The sequence below is a fragment of the Pseudoalteromonas sp. B131b genome, from assembly GCF_037162545.1.
In the GTDB taxonomy this organism is placed as follows: Bacteria; Pseudomonadota; Gammaproteobacteria; order Enterobacterales; family Alteromonadaceae; genus Pseudoalteromonas; species Pseudoalteromonas fuliginea.
In genome coordinates this window covers 837007-854567 of sequence record NZ_JARLUZ010000001.1, presented here as the reverse complement: position 1 = coordinate 854567, position 17561 = coordinate 837007, and the positions used below count along the sequence as shown (strand labels likewise).

The following is a 17561-nucleotide window of genomic DNA, read 5'->3' as shown; positions in this document are numbered from 1 at the left end:
GATATAGGCGTTTGGATCGTTGTAGTTGCAATCTTGTGTCGAATGGTTGCGAATTCAAGGGGATTTTAGATAAAAGTTAGTAAGACGTAAAAAGGCCAAGCAAATGCTTGGCCTTTCAATTTTTTAAATTTAGTAATTTAAATTATTCAGGGGCAACTTCAAGCGTTGTAAATAATGCATAACGTCCTGCATCTACGCCTTCTTCATTTACGGTAACCTTGTTAGAGGTTTCGATTAGGTATAGGCCTGGCTCTTTCCACGTAATTGTAAACATACCGTCTTTATCGGTCGTTACTTTTACTTCGCCACGCTCGTTACGGTAGCGTGTGTCGCCTTTTAAAATACTTACTTCAACGCCTTCACCAGCAGATTTACCATCTTGTAGTAACTGAAAACGTGCTTGTTCACCTACAAATAAATCGTTTGGATGCGTTGGACCGCTAAGCTCTAAGCCTAAACCTAACTGTGCAGGTTTTGAGGTGCCATTTCGGCTTACAAATGTATCTACTGTTGAAACAACCTTCGTTGTCGTTACATCTTTTGCATTGCTAGGTAACTCAGCTTCTGTTTTTTTACCAAATACGCGCTTGCGCTTACCTTCTTCATTTTTGTAGAAGGTCATGTACATTGGCTTTTGGGTCATTGCAATGTGGTAAGTGCCTTGCTCTGTTAAGCTTACCGCAGCTGAGCTTTTACGCTTTAAGTAATAAGCACGAATGGTGTCGCTTACTGGCTCACCATTAGGTGCAAGTGCCATTAATAATGTGTCGTCGTACTCGGCGCCTTTTTCTTTAGGTTTAAAGGCTTTGTCTGGTGCAAACATTTCGTTAGAGATACTAGCGTCAATCATTACGTAATGCGCTTTATCGCCTGATAAAGATGTATGCGAAGGTAGTAACCAACGTCCGTGTGCACTTGCTGAAGTTGACACTAAAGCAGATAAGCTCAATGCGCCGATTAATGCGGTTTTTAATAAATTAATTTTCATTGTATTTCCTTAAATTCAAATGATTAAGTAGCAGCTACTTAGTGCTTACAGTGACGAAGCTTTTAGAAAACTCGTTTTTACCATCAATTGTCAGTTTGCCTGATTTAGTTAAATCGAGCTCAACGCGGGTGTAGTCTCTGCCGCCTTCTTCGCGTACAACTTCAATATTTAGTAAGTATTTACCTGGTTTTACAGGGTTACCGTCTAAATCATTACCTTGCCAATTTATGGTGTAAGTACCTGCGCGTTTTGTTGCGCCGCTAATGCCGTCAAAGTTGGCATCGCTTTTACCAGCTTTACGCCACCATTGGCGTAAGTCTTTAAACCATTCTGCTTTTTGCACCCAAAGTGCAAGCGTTGTAACGTGTTTGCGCTCTGGTGTTTCAAGCCAAACTGCAACGTATGGGCGGTGATACGGTTGTACTTCTAAGTCGGGAAGCGTTAATTCAACCTCTAGCTGTGGTGTTTGCGCATGCGCCGTTGTTTGAAAAAACGCAGCTACGAGCAGTAATGCGGCGCTTATAAATAATTTAAATTTAACCATTAAGACACTCCTTTTATTTGTGGAACCCAACATAAATATATAACCAGTGGAGTTGCCACTCCCAGTAAAGTTATCCATATTCCTGCTAAGCGTTTTTTTCTATTTTGAAACAAAATAATCATGCCGGTGATGGCAAATAAAATCATTAGTACGGCAGATATATCAATTACCCAACTCCATACTTCACCGCTGTGGCGGCCTTTATGTAAGTCGCCAATAAGGCTTAAAAAGCCACCTGTTTGGTAATCAAGATTTAGCTCGCCAGTTGTAAAATCAAGCTCTGCGTAGGCAAACCCAGCAGGCAGTGGGTAGTCGAGCATGACAAGCGCGTCTTCTTTTTCCCACTCAATGCTTTTTACTTTTGTAAGTGAATATTGCTCGGCTAGGTAAGCTTCTATTTCAGGGTAAAGCGTTGGTAGCGTATTTAGCTGTTCATTGGCTTTGGTAATTAGCTCTGCTGGAATTGTTGCAGTTACTTGACCGTTATCTTTATCGTTTTTAAGCCAATCAATATGGTTGAGCACAATGCCGCTAACGCAAAACAAAATAAGCAGAAAAAATAAAGCTGTAGAAATATAAATATGTAGAGCGCGACTTGTACTATACAAAGTTCGCTTATTAATAAACGCCATAAATAGTTTAATATTGTAAAATTTACAACATGATAATGATTTGCATTAGTCATTACAAATTTACTTACTTAACTTTACATTAAGATTTTACAAGTGGAGGGTATTTGTAGTTATACGTTTAGTACTTAGGTGGAGTAGAGGGCCTTAAGATAAGGTAAATCATTACCGATATTTCTATCGCTGCAACGAGGTAAATAACCCAAATCGGGGCGGTAGAGTACAGTAAAAATATAAACCCAATTAACATGCCAATGGCGGCATAACATTTTGCTTTAACGGGAACCACTTTGTGAGCTTGCCACTGTTGTAATGTAGCCCCATAACGAGGATGGTTAAGTAACCAGTGTTCTAGCGCGGGCGATGAGCGAGTAAAGCAAGTGAGCGCTAAAATGAAAAATATAGTGGTGGGCATAACAGGCAGTACAATGCCAATAATACCAAGTGCAACCAGTATCAGCCCTAGCATTTTTAGCCATAAATTTTTATAACAAACAAAGGCCGCTCTTATATTCACTTATGCTCATTTTGTTTAATTACGGATACATTAAATTGTAAGCTAATTGAGGCGCAATTCGAAGTACTTATGCCAATTTTATTAAAATCATGATGATTATATAGTATTAAATAGTGACTCATCTCGTTAAAAGTTTTTGCTTGGTTTTAGTGCGGTTTTTGATCATTAAATAGACCAAATATATAAGCAGATTGGTATGAAATAACAACAGCACGCAATAAAAAAGGACAAATGTATTTTGCCCTTTTTTATTGTTGAATAGATTATGTGCGACTTTTTTAGAAGTAGTAACCTAAATTTATATTGAAGCGACGTTCTGTATCGCCATCTCCTATCATTGTTCCGCCAATAAATGGCTGGTTACGCGCTTGAACATAATCAAAGTAGGTAAAAAAGGCACCGGCCGATACACTCACACCTGTTATATTCATCCACGTATTGGCGCTATCGTCTGATTTGTCGTATATGGTGCTGTAGTCGTTATAAAATTGTAGGGCATTTACAGGCCCCCATTCTACCGAATAATTGTAGGCAACGTTAAGGCTAGACATAGTTGCCTCGCTTGAAATCGTATCGTAATAGGCATAGGCTGCAACCGAAATACGATCACTTTGATCGTCTAAGTCGTAGTCATACTCGCCATGTTGAAGCTGAATATTCCAGTTATTAATCTGACTATCAAGGTGTACAGCCCATGCACCATAACTACCTGCTCGGTCTACACCGTCATGTAAGCCGCCACTGAGTAGTGAAATACCAATATCTGTTGTTATGTTTTTACTGTGCTTAATTTGATATGTTGCACGCCCAGCAAAGGTATTGTACTCACCAAGCTCATTAGCTGGTTCTGCATATGTTCCTTCGCTTGCACTGCGGCTACCAACAATATCATAAGAATAACGATGGCTTTTATCTGATGCTGATCCGTCAACACCGCCAAGCTCGTCATTTTTGAAAAAGCCTAAGTCTAATTTCCAGTTATCTTTCAATTTGCGTTTAACGACAACACCTAAATCAAAATCATCTTCTAGGCCAATATAATAGTTGCTGCTAAAAAAGTAGTTATGAGAATTATAAGGACCGTTACCAAATGGCACTTGTGTAATGCCTGCTTGCGCTTCCCAATCATTTGTAAACTCATAACCTAGATAGGCATATTTAATTACGGTCATATAATCAAAAAAGCGAATTTCACCATTTACTGAGATATCGTTAATTTTTCCTGATACATTTAAACGAAAAATATCAAAATCGAAATCACCGTCACGATCTTTATTATCTTCATCGTATGAGGCCACGCTATAGTTAGCGCGAATTGCACCACCGAATTTAATACCGTCGTCTTTTTTTACTGGCTCTACAACAGTTGCTGTTTGCTGAGCCTTTTTACTAATTTTAGCAACTTGCTCTTCATGCTTTTTATTGATTTTCTGTTGTTTGGATTTCTCTTCGATTAATTGATTTTCGAGCAGCTGCATTTGCTGTTTTAGTTGTTTTAATTGGTTTTGAAGGGTGTCGAGATCCGTGGCGTAAGAAGTGCCAGTAACACCACTTAAAATTAATGCTAACGTTAATTTAGAGAGTTTAGTCATAGTAGCTGCTCAGATGTTGATTAAAAAATAAAAAATTCAAGGCGTCAAAAAACGCCTTACGTTTAGAGTAAGTACAAAACTTATGTGTTTTTATTATTTATTCTTTAGGAGCTTGAGTCAGCGCACCAACTTCTAGTAGGGGAGATGCATCTAATTTGTCAGCATCCATCATTGCGGCTACGCGCTGCATTGACGAGAGTAAAAGACTCTGTTCCCATTCAGCAAGTGCAGAGAACTTTTCAATAAAGTGTTCTTGCAATGGCTGAGGTGCTTTTTCAAGTAACTCTTTTCCTTTTTCTGTGAGGTATAAGCTCACTCGTCGTTTATCCATTTGACTGCGTACGCGTGTTACTAAATCTCTACTTTCGATTCTATCGAGAATATTTGTGACGGTTGCTGGGCTTAAATTGACATTTTGAGCAATACGACTGGCAGTTATGCCGTTTGTTTGGGAAACTTCCTGCATAATAAGCAGTTGTGGCCCTGTTAAACCCGCTGTTTTATTTAGTTGCTTAGAGTGCAAATCAATCGCACGGATCACTTTACGTAAAGAAACTAATAACTCGTCATATTTCTGCATTTTTTTATCTCGTCGAAAAAGCAATAGCTTGCCGTAATCGCGAAATGTTACACATCAAATAAATTGAATTCAAATTATATATTGTATTTCAACCCGCTTTTATTGGTTTTTAATGCTTAGAGCAGAAACTAATGTAAAATTATATTGTTCAAAATTTATTAAATATTCTTAGCATCTTGTATACATTAAGTTGCGCACAGTACGTAGGTTGTGAATAATTGGCAAGTCTTATTACATAGACTTTAGTATTATTCATTTACAGCTGTTAGTACAAAGTAATTGTTTGTGAGTTTACTGTAGATGTATTAATCGGCAATGAACAAATTCAGCAATCAATATTTAATATCAATAGCGTATACTTTAAGTATGCATTATTGTTTTTGCACAAATATTAAAAATCTTTAGTATCAGTATTATAGGGGAAGGTATGAAATTATCGCCATCAGTTAGCATTGAGCAAAGCGAAACCGGTCTTGAGTTTATTAAAATAGCTAGTGCAAAGTGCGATGCAAAAATATTTTTGCAAGGTGGGCAAATTACCGAGTTTATTCCTAAAAATAACAAGCCGCTTATTTGGGTGTCACAGAGCGAAACCTATCAAGAAGGTGTAAGTATTCGAGGTGGTATTCCAATTTGTTGGCCATGGTTTGGTACACATGCTAATGATGGATGGCCAGCCCATGGTTTTGCGCGCACAAGCGTATGGCAAGCCGATGAAGTACACGAATCTGATGAGCAAATTACAGTTAGTTTAAAGCTACCCATGAAGCTTGTTAATACGACGTATTGGCCGCATCAGTCAGCATTAAAAGTTGAGTTTGTATTAAGCGATAAATTACAGGTTCGCTTGACGACCACTAACTTAGGGAGTGTACCATTTAGCTTTACTCAAGCGCTGCATACCTATTTTCCTACCTCAGACATTACAAATACTCATGTCGATGGGTTGCAAGGCGCGCAATATGTTGAGTTTAGTGAGGGGCCATTTGTACAACATGGCATTGTAAGCTTTGAGCGCGAAACCGACATGGTTTATACACAAGCAAATACAGAGCAAACCATTAATACGCCAGAAGGTGTTATTAATGTGAGCCGCGAAAATTCAAGTTCGTGTGTACTGTGGAACCCATGGATAGAAAAATCAAAACGCTTATCTAATTTTGCTGATGATGAATATAAAACAATGCTCTGCCTAGAGGCCGCTAATGTTTTAGGCGATAAAGTAACGCTTGAGCCAAAACAAAGCCACACCTTAATAACCACCATTAGTTGGTAAGCCAGTCATAATTAAAAGCAGAAATAGGGACAAATAGTGTTTAACAATCAACAAATAATGGATTTACCAAAGCATAGTGATATTAGCTTTAAGCCATTGGCTGATAAAGCCTTATTACATACACAGCTTAGCTCGCTTCTGTTTTATATTCCGCTAATTGGAGCGCTTATTGCTGTTTGTTATTTTAATGAAGCCTTTGCTAATAATGCACAAACGTATTTGCTAATTGGTATGCCAATTTTGGTAGCCGTATCTATGGCGTACAACATAATAAGTGTGAGGCTGCGAGGTTTTGCAGTGCGAGATCATGACATTGCTTTTAAAAAAGGCGTTATTTGGCAACAAGTGACGGTATTACCTTTAGCACGTGTACAGCATATGGAAATACACCAAGGGCCAATAGAGCGAAAACTTAGTCTTGCGAGCATTAAATTATTTAGCGCTGGCGGTGTAAGTGCCGATTTACAAATTAGTGGGCTAACCCATGATGATTGTAAAAATATGCGCCAATTTGTACAAAATTACCGTCAAGACGACGCAACTACTCAGGCAACTTTAGTCGATGAGTAATACAACTATCGAAGATAAAGCGAGCCCTATTTACTGGCAAAAAGTATCGCCCTGGGCACTTTTATACTTTGTTGTGCACTTTAGTGTGCGGTTTGTAAAAGATGGCCTTTTAAACTTACTGCCCATGCTTGTGGTGTTTGTTACTCAAGTAGAAAATAAATTATTTTGGGCACAGGTTGCAGGCGGTATTGCACTAATTTTGCTACTTGTTTACTCATTTTTATATTATTTAAATTTTAAGTTTAGTATTAGTAGCGACAACGAAATATTGCTTAACAAAGGTGTATTTAAAAAAGAGCGACTTACGCTTAAATTTGGCCGCGTGCAAAACGTTAATATTGCCGAGCCGTTTTATTTTACCCCCGTAAACTTAGTTAATTGTATTTTTGATGCCGCAGGCAGTGTGTCACAAGAAGTTGTTTTACCTGGCGTCACTCAAGATTACGCACAGCAAATGCGTAAACAAATATTTGATTTTAAAGCGCAGCAACAGCAAGAAATACAAAATACTGAACAAAGCGAAACAGACACTATCGAAAACAGCCTAAGCATTAGCAATAAAGAAATAGCCAAATTTGGTTTAATGTCGAATATGGCTATTTTAGCAATCGCTGCTGTTGCCCCTTTTATAAACCTGATTGTTGATTTTTTAGAGAAGCAAATTATTGCGAAAGTAGAAGGCTTTTATCAACAAGAGCTTGGTATGCTGGCAAGTGCTGCTACTTTTGCGATGATCACCTTAATTGTTTTGCTAGTTTTGGTCGCTGTGATGCTATCGGTGACTATGTCGCTTATTCGTTTTTATAACTTTGAGCTTTATTTTAAAGGTCAAAAGTTTAAACGTATTGCTGGCTTGTTAGAGCGCCATCAGCTTTCTATGAGCATGGACAAGGTGCAATCTATTGTTATTAAACAAAACCTAATGGGGCGATTACTAAAGCGATTTACCGTGGAGTGTTTACAAGCAAGTAGCGGCGGAATAGCAGCCGGTGTTGCAGCTAAAAAAAATAAACAAACCTTAGTATTACCAGTATTAAATAGCGAACAAGTTGATAGTGTATGCCAGTGGATTTACCCGTGGTTTAATAGTAAAAAACTCGCTTTTAAGCGCGCAGAACGAGCGCTTTTGTATAAAAATTTAGGCTTTTACTCACTTTTACCCAGTGCACTCGTGTTTGGCTTTTGTTTTATTGCTGATATTAATACTTTGATAAGCCTTGGTGTTTTGGTGGTGCTTTCTGGCTTGGTAACTTTGTCGCATCAGCGTTATGGTTATTACATGCATGAGGATAATGGCCGATATTACATGGTTGTACGCAAAGGTATGATTGGCGTTCATTACCGTGTTTTTGAGCTTTATAAAGCGCAAAGTGCACGCAGTATAAGTACGTACTTAATGAGAAAATCAGGCTTAAAAAGCCTGTATATACAACTTGCTTCGGGCTTTGCATTTATGCCCTATATAAAGCAGCAAGATGCTGACTTTATTATTGATTTTACAATCAAACAGATTGAGTCAGATACTCGCAGCTGGATGTAAATCACCCTAATAAAACATGTGTAAATACTCATTTTCACATGTTTTATTACACTTTCTTACTGCCCATGAAAGACATTTAATAATACTCTAGATGGTATTAAGGAATTCTTTTAGGGACGCTCATGAAAAAAACACTTATCGCATCGGCTTTATTACTAGCAGCACCGAGCTTTGCAGCCGATTGGCAAACTATTCATACCGAACATTTTAATGTTCACTACAGTGTTGAGCATGCTGATTTTGCTAAATCAACTGCAGCAGAGCTTGAAATAGTACGCATCAAAGTGCTTGAGCAGCAAAACCGAGCACTTGATAAAACAGTTGATGTAGTTGTGTTTGATCCCCTAAATGCGGCAAATGGCTTTGCGCTACCTACCTCAAATAATCCTGTAATGGCGCTTTTTATAACCCCACCACAATCCGACACCGTTATATCAAACAGCGCTGGCTGGCAGCAGTTACTTGTACTGCATGAATATATTCACTTAGTACACTTAGCACAGCCAACACGCAATGACTGGCAGCAAAAAGTACGTGGCATATGGGATTTATACGACTTAACCTACAGTGATACACCGCGCTGGGTAGCCGAAGGTTATGCCACATTGATTGAGTCTAAAATGACGGGCCGTGGGCGTTTATTTGATAACTACTCAGAGTCAATACTGCGAGAATTTGCTCAGCAAGGTGCTTTGCCAACCTATGGGCAATTAAATGGCGAGCAGGGCTTTATGGGCGGCTCAATGGCGTATTTAATGGGGAGCCGCTTTTTAAATTGGCTAGAGCAAAACTATTCAGAGCAAACACTCGATAGTGTTTGGACGCGAATGCAAGGCGTAAAAACGCGGGATTTTGATGAGGCATTTAGCGGTGTGTTTGGGCAAAGTGCAGCCAAGCTATACCGCCGATTTATAGCTGAATATACCTATAAAGCAATGCAAATAGAGCAAGGGGAGGTGTTACTTAATAGTGAACTTTGGCTTGAACTTAACTTATATGCAAGTAACCCCGCACTTTCAAAAGATGGTAGTAAAATTGCAATTGTTGAGCGAGACAAAGAGAGTAATACCAAGCTTATAATTTATAGCACGGATGACAACATTAAAGCGCAAGAAGAGTTTACTAAAGCGCAAAAAGAGCTACTCGAAAACGATGCACAAGACATCCCCGATGCAGCGCCAAGTGTGTTTAAGCGCGAACAAAAACAAGTGCTTAATCAAATTAATCGAGCCGGTATTGCAAACCCGCAATGGGTAAATAATACAACGTTATATTTTAATGCGTACAGCAATGAAGAGTCGGGTATTTATAACAAAGTGTCTGACATATTTAGCTATAACACTGACACTGGAAATATTACACAACTTACCGAACTTGCTGGTATACGACGATTTAGCGTAACCAGCAATGGTGAAACCTTATATGGCGAGCAAATAAGAGATGGCTACTCTGAATTAGTAAAGGTTGATCTAAACACGCAAACCATCACACCATTATTTACAAAAAGCCTTGAGACAACTTACGATTACCCAATACTCAGTCCTGATGAAAGTAAATTGGCTTATTTATCAACGTCATTAAATGAAAACTGGCAATTGTATATACAAGATGTAGGTGGTAATAAGCAGCAATTAGTACCTATGCCAAACGGCTATCAATATTTAAGTCAGCCGAGCTTTAGTCTTAATGGTGAGTCACTTTACTTTGTTGCAGGCTTAAATAGCGCTACTGATATTTATAACTACAACATAGAGAGTAAAACACTCAGCAAGTTAACTCAGGGGCAGGAAGCCGTTGCCCACCCGATTGAAATGGCTGATGGCTCGTTACTCTATTTTTCGATAACCGCAGATGGGCCAAATGTAAAAACATTGCCAAAAGCTATAAACAGCACTGTAGTTACTGAATTTTCGGCTAATAAAAAAGCATCGCTGCTCATTGTAAACGAACATACGCTTCCAAAAGCTAAAATATATACGCACCAAACAACGCAGCAAACAAATTACAACGTGCTCGACCAGCACGCTACTTTTGCACTAGGGACGCAGTATTATTCGGCTTCTACCAGTTTGTTAGATTTAAGCATTAAAAGTAGCGATTTATTAAAACAGCTCGACTTGCAAGCAGGATATAGCACTGATTTACACGATGGAGCACTGCACGGTGGTTATGTGCAGGCAAAATATAATGCGCTTGATGTAAAACTGAAACTTGCACTGTTTGACTATAATTTAAATACATCGCGGCAGTACCAAGCAAGTTTAAATACCGACATAGATGCCCGTGGTGGTTTTGCTGCAGTAAGTTACCCAGTTAAATTTGGGCAGCTAAGTTTAACGCCAGAGATTGCCTACAATTACACTGATTATAAGCTAAGCCATAAAAGTTGGACGCGTTTAGGCGTTGCTCAAAATTGGCAATATGATCGTCAAGATTTTGCGATAGGCCAAAGTGTTTATGCGAGTTGGTACGATGGCAGTAGTAAAAGTAGTAATTGGCAAGGTTACGATTTAGCCGCCAAAATTTTTGGTAGGGCGTTTGGTATTCCTCTTTATGCAAACTTTGATCAAAAACAGCGTGATGACAATAGCCTTGCATTAGGTGGTTTTAGCTCAAATCTTATTAATCAGCAACAAAGTAGTGAACATGTACTTTCATCTGTTCTGCCCTTTTACAGCGCAACTGCAAAGCGCTATCAAGGCTACGGTGGCGGCTTTAGCTTTAAAGAAGGCATGCCGTGGCTTTATTATAAGCAACATCAACTCGACGACACCGTATACGCACAAAGCTACGGCTTAAAATACCAAGGTGATTTTAGTTTTGGGATGGGGCCTGCGGGCGTAAATGATTTAACATTTAATATGGGACTGTCGCGAGTAGAAGGCGACAGTTTTGAAGATGAAATGCGTGCTTGGCTGAGCTTCTATTATTCGCTTTGAATGGTTATTAAGTAAGTGTTATATTCTGATTTAGTTTAATAAAATAAGTATTTTAACAATGTCATTTAAACACTTGAAAGTCCCACTGGATGTGGTACTTCCAAGCGTCCCGTCCGACGCACCAGGCTTAAGGTATGAAAAGCCATCAATTGGTAACAACTATTGGGTTGTTGATGACTTTTTTGATAGCGAAGAGGCGATGAGTATTCGCTCTTCATGTTTAAACAGTGAAGTTTGGAAATTCGGCAAACCTTATACAAAAGAGCTTTGGCCAGGAATGCGTACGCCCGATGCGTTAAGTGATTTACAGCTTAATAAAGTAGAAGAATATGTTAAGTCTGTTATAAAAAAAGATAAATTATGGGTTGCTAAGTCAGATAAAGTTGTAGTGGATACGAATACTGCAATATTAGTGGGTGCAGATGAAGGGGCATCTCGACCTCATGTAGATAATCGTTTTTTATGCAGATATGCAGCCGTTTTATATTTAAGCCCGAACCCTAAACCCTCTGCAGGTACCTCTTTTTATCGTTTAAAATATGCAAATGAAGCGGCTGGTGGGAATATTGTAGATCCTCCGTTCGCTAATCTGGTTGATGCTTTGAATGTAACTAGTTTACCTTATAGTGCATGGTATAAAGACATCGACATTGATAACCGCTTTAATCGTTTAATTGTATTTAAAGGTAATATTGTTCATAGCGCTTCAAAGTATTTTGGAGACGATTTAAATACTAAAAGGTTGGCGGTAACTTTTTTTGGATGTGTGAAGATTAATTAAAAATAATTAACTATTACCTGCTCGTCCCAATTGTTATTTCGTCTTTTCTTAGATAAAACACCTTATTGTTAAACCAACAACAAGGTGTTTCTTTATTAAGCGTTTGTGGCATGTCGTTTTTTATAGCGATTTACCTGTGACTGTTTTTTACGTTTTCGGCGGGTAAACCATAAGTAAAAGCCGGTTCCGGCTAGCCATACCGGACTTAAGCCAATTACACACCACAGTATTTTACTAGTAAGACCTGCGAAATAACCAAAGTGAAGTTTTCTGAAGCTATCAATTACTTGCCAGCCAATACCAACTTCGCGAATATCCCAGTTGACCATGTGGTCACCAGTCAATTTATTGTAGGTAACAGTATTGGCGTATTCACTGGCAAACGGGTTGGCAGTTTTAACTTCTCCAAATACGGTAATATTTTCATCCGGTTCTAATGGCATAACCAAAAAAGTGCTATTAAAAGTAGTTATTTGTTGTTTGCTATTATCTAAAATATCTTGAAACGAGATATCTGCACTATGTAGCTTTTTGGTTAGCACAAAATGTTCTTCTTCTGCGTGCTCTATTACTTCGTGATACCAAACAGCCCAGTTAAAGTAGCCACCTGTAATCGCTAAAATAATAATGATAGGGGAACCAATAACACCGGTCATTTTATGAATATCGCTAAGGACTATTTGTAGTGTCGCACGCCAGCGTACACTAAACAGACGTTGCCAAAACTTGCGATAAATAATGAGGCCTGTAATGCCTAAGATTAATAAAAAAAGCAAAAAAGAAGCCTAAAACAGTACCTGTTTGCCCAGGTAAACTTTTTAAGTCATTTAGTAAAAATGTGTAATGTAGTTCTAAAAACCAATCAGTAAAGTAATGGCTAGTGTCTACTGGCTCCGATAAAATATCACCTGTGTACTGGTTTAAATGAAACTTATACCATTGCTCTGTACCGCGTTTAACTAAGTAAACCCGATCAGCAGTATCATTGTTAAAAATCTCCCAGCTACCCACTAGATACTCAGGGTAAGCATGTTCTGCTTTAGCGATTAATTTATCGATTGCTATACGCTCTGGCAACGCTTTTACAACAAAGTGACTATCAGGCATAAGTAAGCCATCTATTTCACTTTTAAAAACTAATACACTGCCTGTAATACTAATGACAATGAGTGGAATGATTGCAATAAGGGCAATCCAGCTGTGGATCTTAAAAAGTATTTTTCTCATGGATGGTTTTATATGCAGTAGCTAATGACCTGCGCATGATAACAACTATCATTTTTATTTGTAAGTTTCAGTAATGAATTTCAATAAAACAAACAAACTGTGAACTTAATTCTACGGTTTTTGTATACTCAGCTTGCCAGTACCTAAAATAAGTTTTTGCTATTTAGTTGAGTTAAATTTACGCGGCTCTACAATGCCGCGCTCATAGTAAAAGCCTTTTAAAACATATGTTTAATAAATGTTTTTATTTCCATTTCTAGTTAACATTTATGTAACGAGTGAGGTTGCTTTGGCGCATTATTTGCCTATATTGTCTTCTTTTATTTTGGTTTTTAGTTTTTTACCACTACTAAACAAAATTCGAAAAAATCGTAGTGTCTCAGGTTTATCACTATTGATGATGACGTTTGGGTTAGCGCAAAGCCTTTATTTTATAACCTACAATATTTACTTTGAGCGCTATTATATTGCATTACCATTTATTGTAACCGGTGCGTTAAGCGGGCTTATTTTGTATTTTTTTGCACGTTTCAACGCAGCTAAACGAGAGCGCGTACAGCTGGTTACTATGTTAGGTTTTTCGTTACTGCCTTTTTCACTGCTTTTGAATTCAAACCTCGATACTGCAACGGTATTAAGCGCTTTAACGTATGTTGGCCTTGTGATGAGTTCGGTACGTGTTATGCCGCAAACTTATAAAACATTGCGTACGGGTAATGTAAGTAATTTAAGCGCGCGCTACTTTAGCTTGCAGTTTATTGCTGGTATTTGCGGCTTAGTTGTTGAGCTTTCAAATGCAGCCACAAGTACTGCGCACTTACTTATGTTTATTATGTTGTTGCTTACAAACGCTGTGCAATTTGGCTGTATGCAATATTATAGAGTGCGACCTGTAATGGCTTAAAGCTAAAATAAAAGTGCTAATTGAGTTTAGGTGTGGCAGTTTTAAGCTATTAATCATTACAAAGTTTAAACAATGCAATTAACTATTCATCAAATTGATGCGTTTACGAATGAGTTATTTAAAGGTAACTATGCGGCAGTGATCCCATTGAAATCGTGGCTAAGTGACGATTTAATGCTAAAAATTGGCGCTGAAAATAACGTATCTGAAACGGCTTTTACCTGCCAGCAAGACGATGGCAGTTTTGTTATTCGCTGGTTTTCGCCGTTAATGGAAATTGACTTTTGTGGTCATGCCACACTTGCGGCTGCCTATGTTTTATGTGAAGAGCATAATATATCGCAAATTCGCTTTATTGCTGATGCGGTGGGCGAGCTAATCGTTAATAAAAACGCTGATGGCAGCTTTGCAATGACCTTTCCGAAACAAGCACCGGTTGAAGTGCAAAATGTACCGCAGCAATTGCTTGATGGCTTGTCTATACAACCGAGTAAAGTGCTTAAAAACCGCCAAGCTTACTTTGCTATTTATGAAAATGCCGATCAAATACTTGAATTAAAAACTAGCTCAGAGCTTTTAAAAACGCTTTATCCACTTGATGTAGTGGCCACTGCTCCAAGTGCTGAATATGATTTTATATCTCGTTATTTTTGGCCTGCAAGCGGTGGCGACGAAGATTATGTGACAGGTTCTATTCATACTGGCTTGGCACCTTACTGGGCGCTGCAATTAGGTAAAACTACGTTAAGCGCTTATCAAGCTTCAAGCAGAGGCGGGCAGCTAACTTGCGAAGTGGGTGATACAACCGTCACCTTAACCGGGCATGCTGTAAGGTATTTAGAAGGCACTATTTATATTTAATCTTTATTGTTCTTGTTATAAAAAAGGCCACGTTAAACGTGGCCTTGGTTTTACTCAATTGTTAGAGCTGCTTTACGCTTCTAGCGCTTTTGCAATTAAGCGATCAATATATTTTTTATGCGCTTTAGTTGCTGTATCTGCACCCCATGCAACACTGGTATCGGCTATTTGAGTTAGCTGATATAACGCAGCGGTTTTAGCTAGGTTATCAAATTTACTTGCTTTACCAAGGCCTGCAATCGCGATTAGCTGGTTAACATACTCAATTTGTAAGTTGTGGCTAATAGAGTTGGCGTCTTTGCGTTTCACAAAAATGCTGGCAGTTAAATCTTGCATAAACTGAGTTAGGCTATATTCATTACCGTATAGAGCGGTGTCAGAAATACGCAGTAACACAGCAGGGTGTAATAGCTGGGCAAGTACAGACTTTTGCATCCCTAAAATCATTTGGTGTGCTTTAGGGTCTTCATTTTTGCCAAAGTGATTAAAGCCACGACGTTGCAGCTGTAAGTAGCTATAAAGAGGTTGCATGTTTTGTAGTACATCTGGCGCAAATACAAACTTTGCTAGTATATCCATTGCTTGTGTTTGACGCTCAAGCGATACCGGTGTAAATGGTTTATCTGCGTTTGCATCACCCACTACAGCGCGCTCAACGTATACGCCACCAATCTGGCGAGAAACCACACCTGCTTGAGCTCGGTACTGACCAAATAAGTTATTAGCAGAGGTAACAAGCTGTTGGTAAGACTCACCTTTAACCGTTGCTTTATCTTTTAGTTCAGTAAATAGTTTATTGATAAGTGCCATGCGATCTGCGCCATAGGCTGCAGGGTTTGACGACAAATCACCAATCATTACACGTGGATCGATATGGCGACCTGGTGCGCGCATGTCGTCGGCATCGTTACCAAAGGCAAGGGCATGTTCACTTGAACGAGCAAGTATTTTTTCAAGTCGAGCTTGCTCAGCCGCTTCATCTGCAAGTGATACGCTATAACCGTAATTAATTGCCCAATCATCATAAGGACCTGGTTTTGTTTGAAAAATATCACCTTGCTGCACACCAATTGGGGCAATGTTAGCCGGTGCATAATCCATAACAGAGCCGGTTACTATGCCTTGGGTTTTGTTTTTGTCGTGTACTTCTTTTTCATCCCACAAAATAGATGATTTCATATTGTGGTTAAGACCTAAAGTATGGCCTACTTCGTGAAGTACCAGTTGCGTTAAACCTTGGCGAAGCATTTCTTTATCTTCAATTTTGTCGCCGCTAGCAAGGCCTTTGGCAAGCATTAGATTTTGTTGAATCTCATGCCCAAGAGAGCAATTTAGCTCGCCGGTATTTGTTGCTTCACCGTGGCTCATTGTTCCTTGGGTGAAAAGTGTGTCGTAAATCCAGCGGTTTTTCATAAATACAAACTCAAGCATAATGTCTGAGCCCAGTATTTCGCCTGTTAATGGGTTGGCAAGTGCTGGACCGTATCCGCCAAATGGAGGTTTAGGTGACGAAGTCCAGCGCAGTACGTTGTAATTAATATCGCCCGCATCCCAATCTGCATCATCTGGTTGTACTTTTACTTCTAAAGCATTTTTAAAACCGGCTTTTTCAAAAGAGGTATTCCACGTTAAAACAGCGTCACGAATAGTATCGCGCCATTCAACTGGTGTCGTATTCTCTATCCACCAAGTAATTGGTTTTACTGGCTCTGAAAGCGCTGCACTTGGGTCTTTCTTTTGTAAGTCCCAGCGTTTTATAACATCTTGATAAGGTGCCCAATCGGTAGATGTCATTTGATCAAATTGATTTGTAAAATAACCAATGCGAGCATCATCCATACGGGGTGCATAATTGTTGCTAGGAAGAGCAACAAACGAGTGCTGCACTTTTACCGATACACTGCGAGGATCGCTTACTGCATTAGAGCCACGTACAGTAGGGCTTGGGTTAGTAAATACGTAATCAACTACTACGTCTAAGTTATTAGGGTATGGACGCTGTTTAATAATGCGTGATTTTTTATCGTCTAGTTTACCTACTTTAAAGCGTTTTTTAGCGTTTTTATCTGCTGGATTTGGCGTAGGTGATACTTTATGAAGTGCTTCGCTTAAAAATAACTTATTTACATTAAATGCTATTTTACCGTCTTCTTCTTTTTCTATTTTAATGCTCGCAAGTACCGCTTCACTAATATTGGCATCACTCGCTTTTGAAATCGCACTGCTTTCGTCAAATTTGTAGCGAGGTGTTTTGCTAATAATATCGATACGGTCAAAGTATTTTCTAAATTCAATTAACTTAGTTTCACGGTATGCACCACGATAATGGCCTGCATCTGTAACGCCATCGACAGTGTGCGCAAAATACACAAACGGCGTATTGAGTTGGGATTCGTTAATCACCATAAGGTGCTTACCGGTTTTTTCGTCTTGATAAAGGCTAAATATACCGGCAAATTCGGTTTGTCCTTTGATCATTTCGCTAAGTGTTTTTGACTCTTTTTCGTCTTTTTTATCGGCTGCAAATGCATGGCTGCCAAACGCTAAGCTAAGCGCAAGGGTGATGGACGTTAATTTCATTTTGAGACTTTTAATATTTGTTAATTTAATTGG

14 protein-coding genes and 1 pseudogene are annotated in these 17561 nt (G+C 38.8%); 7 read left to right on the top strand and 8 right to left on the bottom strand.

Annotated features, from left to right (window positions below):
- Positions 1–142 precede the first annotated feature (142 nt).
- The 6 genes from P4S65_RS03995 to P4S65_RS03970 form a co-directional block, all read right to left on the bottom strand.
- Positions 143–988, bottom strand: coding sequence for a DUF4198 domain-containing protein (locus P4S65_RS03995; protein WP_002960196.1), 846 nt, complete (start codon positions 986–988; stop codon positions 143–145).
- A 34-nt stretch (positions 989–1022) separates the two neighbouring features.
- Complete coding sequence (locus P4S65_RS03990) at positions 1023–1532, bottom strand: DUF2271 domain-containing protein (RefSeq protein WP_024589611.1); 510 nt, start codon at positions 1530–1532, stop codon at positions 1023–1025.
- Positions 1532–2164 carry a PepSY-associated TM helix domain-containing protein gene (locus P4S65_RS03985; protein ID WP_337119612.1) on the bottom strand — a complete coding sequence of 211 codons (633 nt, stop codon included), beginning with the start codon at positions 2162–2164 and terminating at the stop codon, positions 1532–1534. The genes P4S65_RS03990 and P4S65_RS03985 overlap by 1 nt, the downstream gene beginning before the upstream one ends.
- A 118-nt stretch (positions 2165–2282) precedes the next feature.
- A complete protein-coding gene (locus tag P4S65_RS03980) occupies positions 2283–2678 on the bottom strand; it encodes a YbaN family protein (RefSeq protein ID WP_033023731.1) in 396 nt (131 codons plus the stop codon).
- A 278-nt stretch (positions 2679–2956) separates the two neighbouring features.
- A complete protein-coding gene (locus tag P4S65_RS03975) occupies positions 2957–4270 on the bottom strand; it encodes a porin (protein ID WP_337119611.1) in 1314 nt (437 codons plus the stop codon).
- Between the two features lie 97 nt (positions 4271–4367).
- The gene (locus P4S65_RS03970; protein ID WP_007377393.1) at positions 4368–4850 is read right to left on the bottom strand and encodes a MarR family winged helix-turn-helix transcriptional regulator; all 483 of its coding nucleotides are present in this window, start codon (positions 4848–4850) and stop codon (positions 4368–4370) included.
- 427 nt (positions 4851–5277) lie between these two features.
- Here P4S65_RS03970 and P4S65_RS03965 point away from each other — a divergent pair, with 427 nt between their 5' ends.
- From P4S65_RS03965 to P4S65_RS03945, 5 genes are all read left to right on the top strand, one after another.
- On the top strand, positions 5278–6126 hold the full coding sequence (locus tag P4S65_RS03965) for a D-hexose-6-phosphate mutarotase (RefSeq protein WP_096793990.1): 849 nt from the start codon (positions 5278–5280) through the stop codon (positions 6124–6126).
- A gap of 36 nt (positions 6127–6162) precedes the next feature.
- Complete coding sequence (locus P4S65_RS03960; protein ID WP_096793989.1) at positions 6163–6696, top strand: PH domain-containing protein; 534 nt, start codon at positions 6163–6165, stop codon at positions 6694–6696.
- Positions 6689–8236 carry a PH domain-containing protein gene (locus tag P4S65_RS03955; protein WP_337119610.1) on the top strand — a complete coding sequence of 516 codons (1548 nt, stop codon included), beginning with the start codon at positions 6689–6691 and terminating at the stop codon, positions 8234–8236. The genes P4S65_RS03960 and P4S65_RS03955 overlap by 8 nt, the downstream gene beginning before the upstream one ends.
- 122 nt (positions 8237–8358) lie before the next feature.
- Positions 8359–11175 carry a TolB family protein gene (locus tag P4S65_RS03950; RefSeq protein WP_337119609.1) on the top strand — a complete coding sequence of 939 codons (2817 nt, stop codon included), beginning with the start codon at positions 8359–8361 and terminating at the stop codon, positions 11173–11175.
- Positions 11176–11233: 58 nt separating this feature from the next.
- Positions 11234–11956, top strand: coding sequence for a DUF6445 family protein (locus P4S65_RS03945; RefSeq protein WP_337119608.1), 723 nt, complete (start codon positions 11234–11236; stop codon positions 11954–11956).
- A 95-nt stretch (positions 11957–12051) separates the two neighbouring features.
- On the opposite strand, the pseudogene P4S65_RS03940 reads toward P4S65_RS03945, so the two are convergent.
- Positions 12052–13183 (bottom strand): annotated as a pseudogene (locus P4S65_RS03940) (PepSY-associated TM helix domain-containing protein).
- Between the two features lie 289 nt (positions 13184–13472).
- Between P4S65_RS03940 and P4S65_RS03935 the strand changes: the two are divergent.
- Positions 13473–14087, top strand: coding sequence for a PQ-loop repeat-containing protein (locus P4S65_RS03935; RefSeq protein WP_033015705.1), 615 nt, complete (start codon positions 13473–13475; stop codon positions 14085–14087).
- 72 nt (positions 14088–14159) lie between these two features.
- Entirely contained in the window at positions 14160–14948 is a 789-nt protein-coding gene (locus P4S65_RS03930; protein WP_306724592.1) for a PhzF family phenazine biosynthesis protein, read from the top strand.
- A 72-nt stretch (positions 14949–15020) separates the two neighbouring features.
- On the opposite strand, the gene P4S65_RS03925 is transcribed toward P4S65_RS03930, so the two are convergent.
- On the bottom strand, positions 15021–17528 hold the full coding sequence (locus P4S65_RS03925; protein WP_337119607.1) for a zinc-dependent metalloprotease: 2508 nt from the start codon (positions 17526–17528) through the stop codon (positions 15021–15023).
- Positions 17529–17561 lie beyond the last annotated feature (33 nt).

What these genes read in the sequence shown, in the direction of transcription:
- P4S65_RS03995 (WP_002960196.1), bottom strand. Translation starts at nt 988, where the DNA reads ATGAAAATTAATTTATTAAAAACCGCATTAATCGGCGCATTGAGCTTA.
- P4S65_RS03990 (WP_024589611.1), bottom strand. Translation starts at nt 1,532, where the DNA reads ATGGTTAAATTTAAATTATTTATAAGCGCCGCATTACTGCTCGTAGCT.
- P4S65_RS03985 (WP_337119612.1), bottom strand. Translation starts at nt 2,164, where the DNA reads ATGGCGTTTATTAATAAGCGAACTTTGTATAGTACAAGTCGCGCTCTA.
- P4S65_RS03975 (WP_337119611.1), bottom strand. Translation starts at nt 4,270, where the DNA reads ATGACTAAACTCTCTAAATTAACGTTAGCATTAATTTTAAGTGGTGTT.
- P4S65_RS03970 (WP_007377393.1), bottom strand. Translation starts at nt 4,850, where the DNA reads ATGCAGAAATATGACGAGTTATTAGTTTCTTTACGTAAAGTGATCCGT.
- P4S65_RS03965 (WP_096793990.1), top strand. Translation starts at nt 5,278, where the DNA reads ATGAAATTATCGCCATCAGTTAGCATTGAGCAAAGCGAAACCGGTCTT.
- P4S65_RS03955 (WP_337119610.1), top strand. Translation starts at nt 6,689, where the DNA reads ATGAGTAATACAACTATCGAAGATAAAGCGAGCCCTATTTACTGGCAA.
- P4S65_RS03950 (WP_337119609.1), top strand. Translation starts at nt 8,359, where the DNA reads ATGAAAAAAACACTTATCGCATCGGCTTTATTACTAGCAGCACCGAGC.
- P4S65_RS03945 (WP_337119608.1), top strand. Translation starts at nt 11,234, where the DNA reads ATGTCATTTAAACACTTGAAAGTCCCACTGGATGTGGTACTTCCAAGC.
- P4S65_RS03930 (WP_306724592.1), top strand. Translation starts at nt 14,160, where the DNA reads ATGCAATTAACTATTCATCAAATTGATGCGTTTACGAATGAGTTATTT.
- P4S65_RS03925 (WP_337119607.1), bottom strand. Translation starts at nt 17,528, where the DNA reads ATGAAATTAACGTCCATCACCCTTGCGCTTAGCTTAGCGTTTGGCAGC.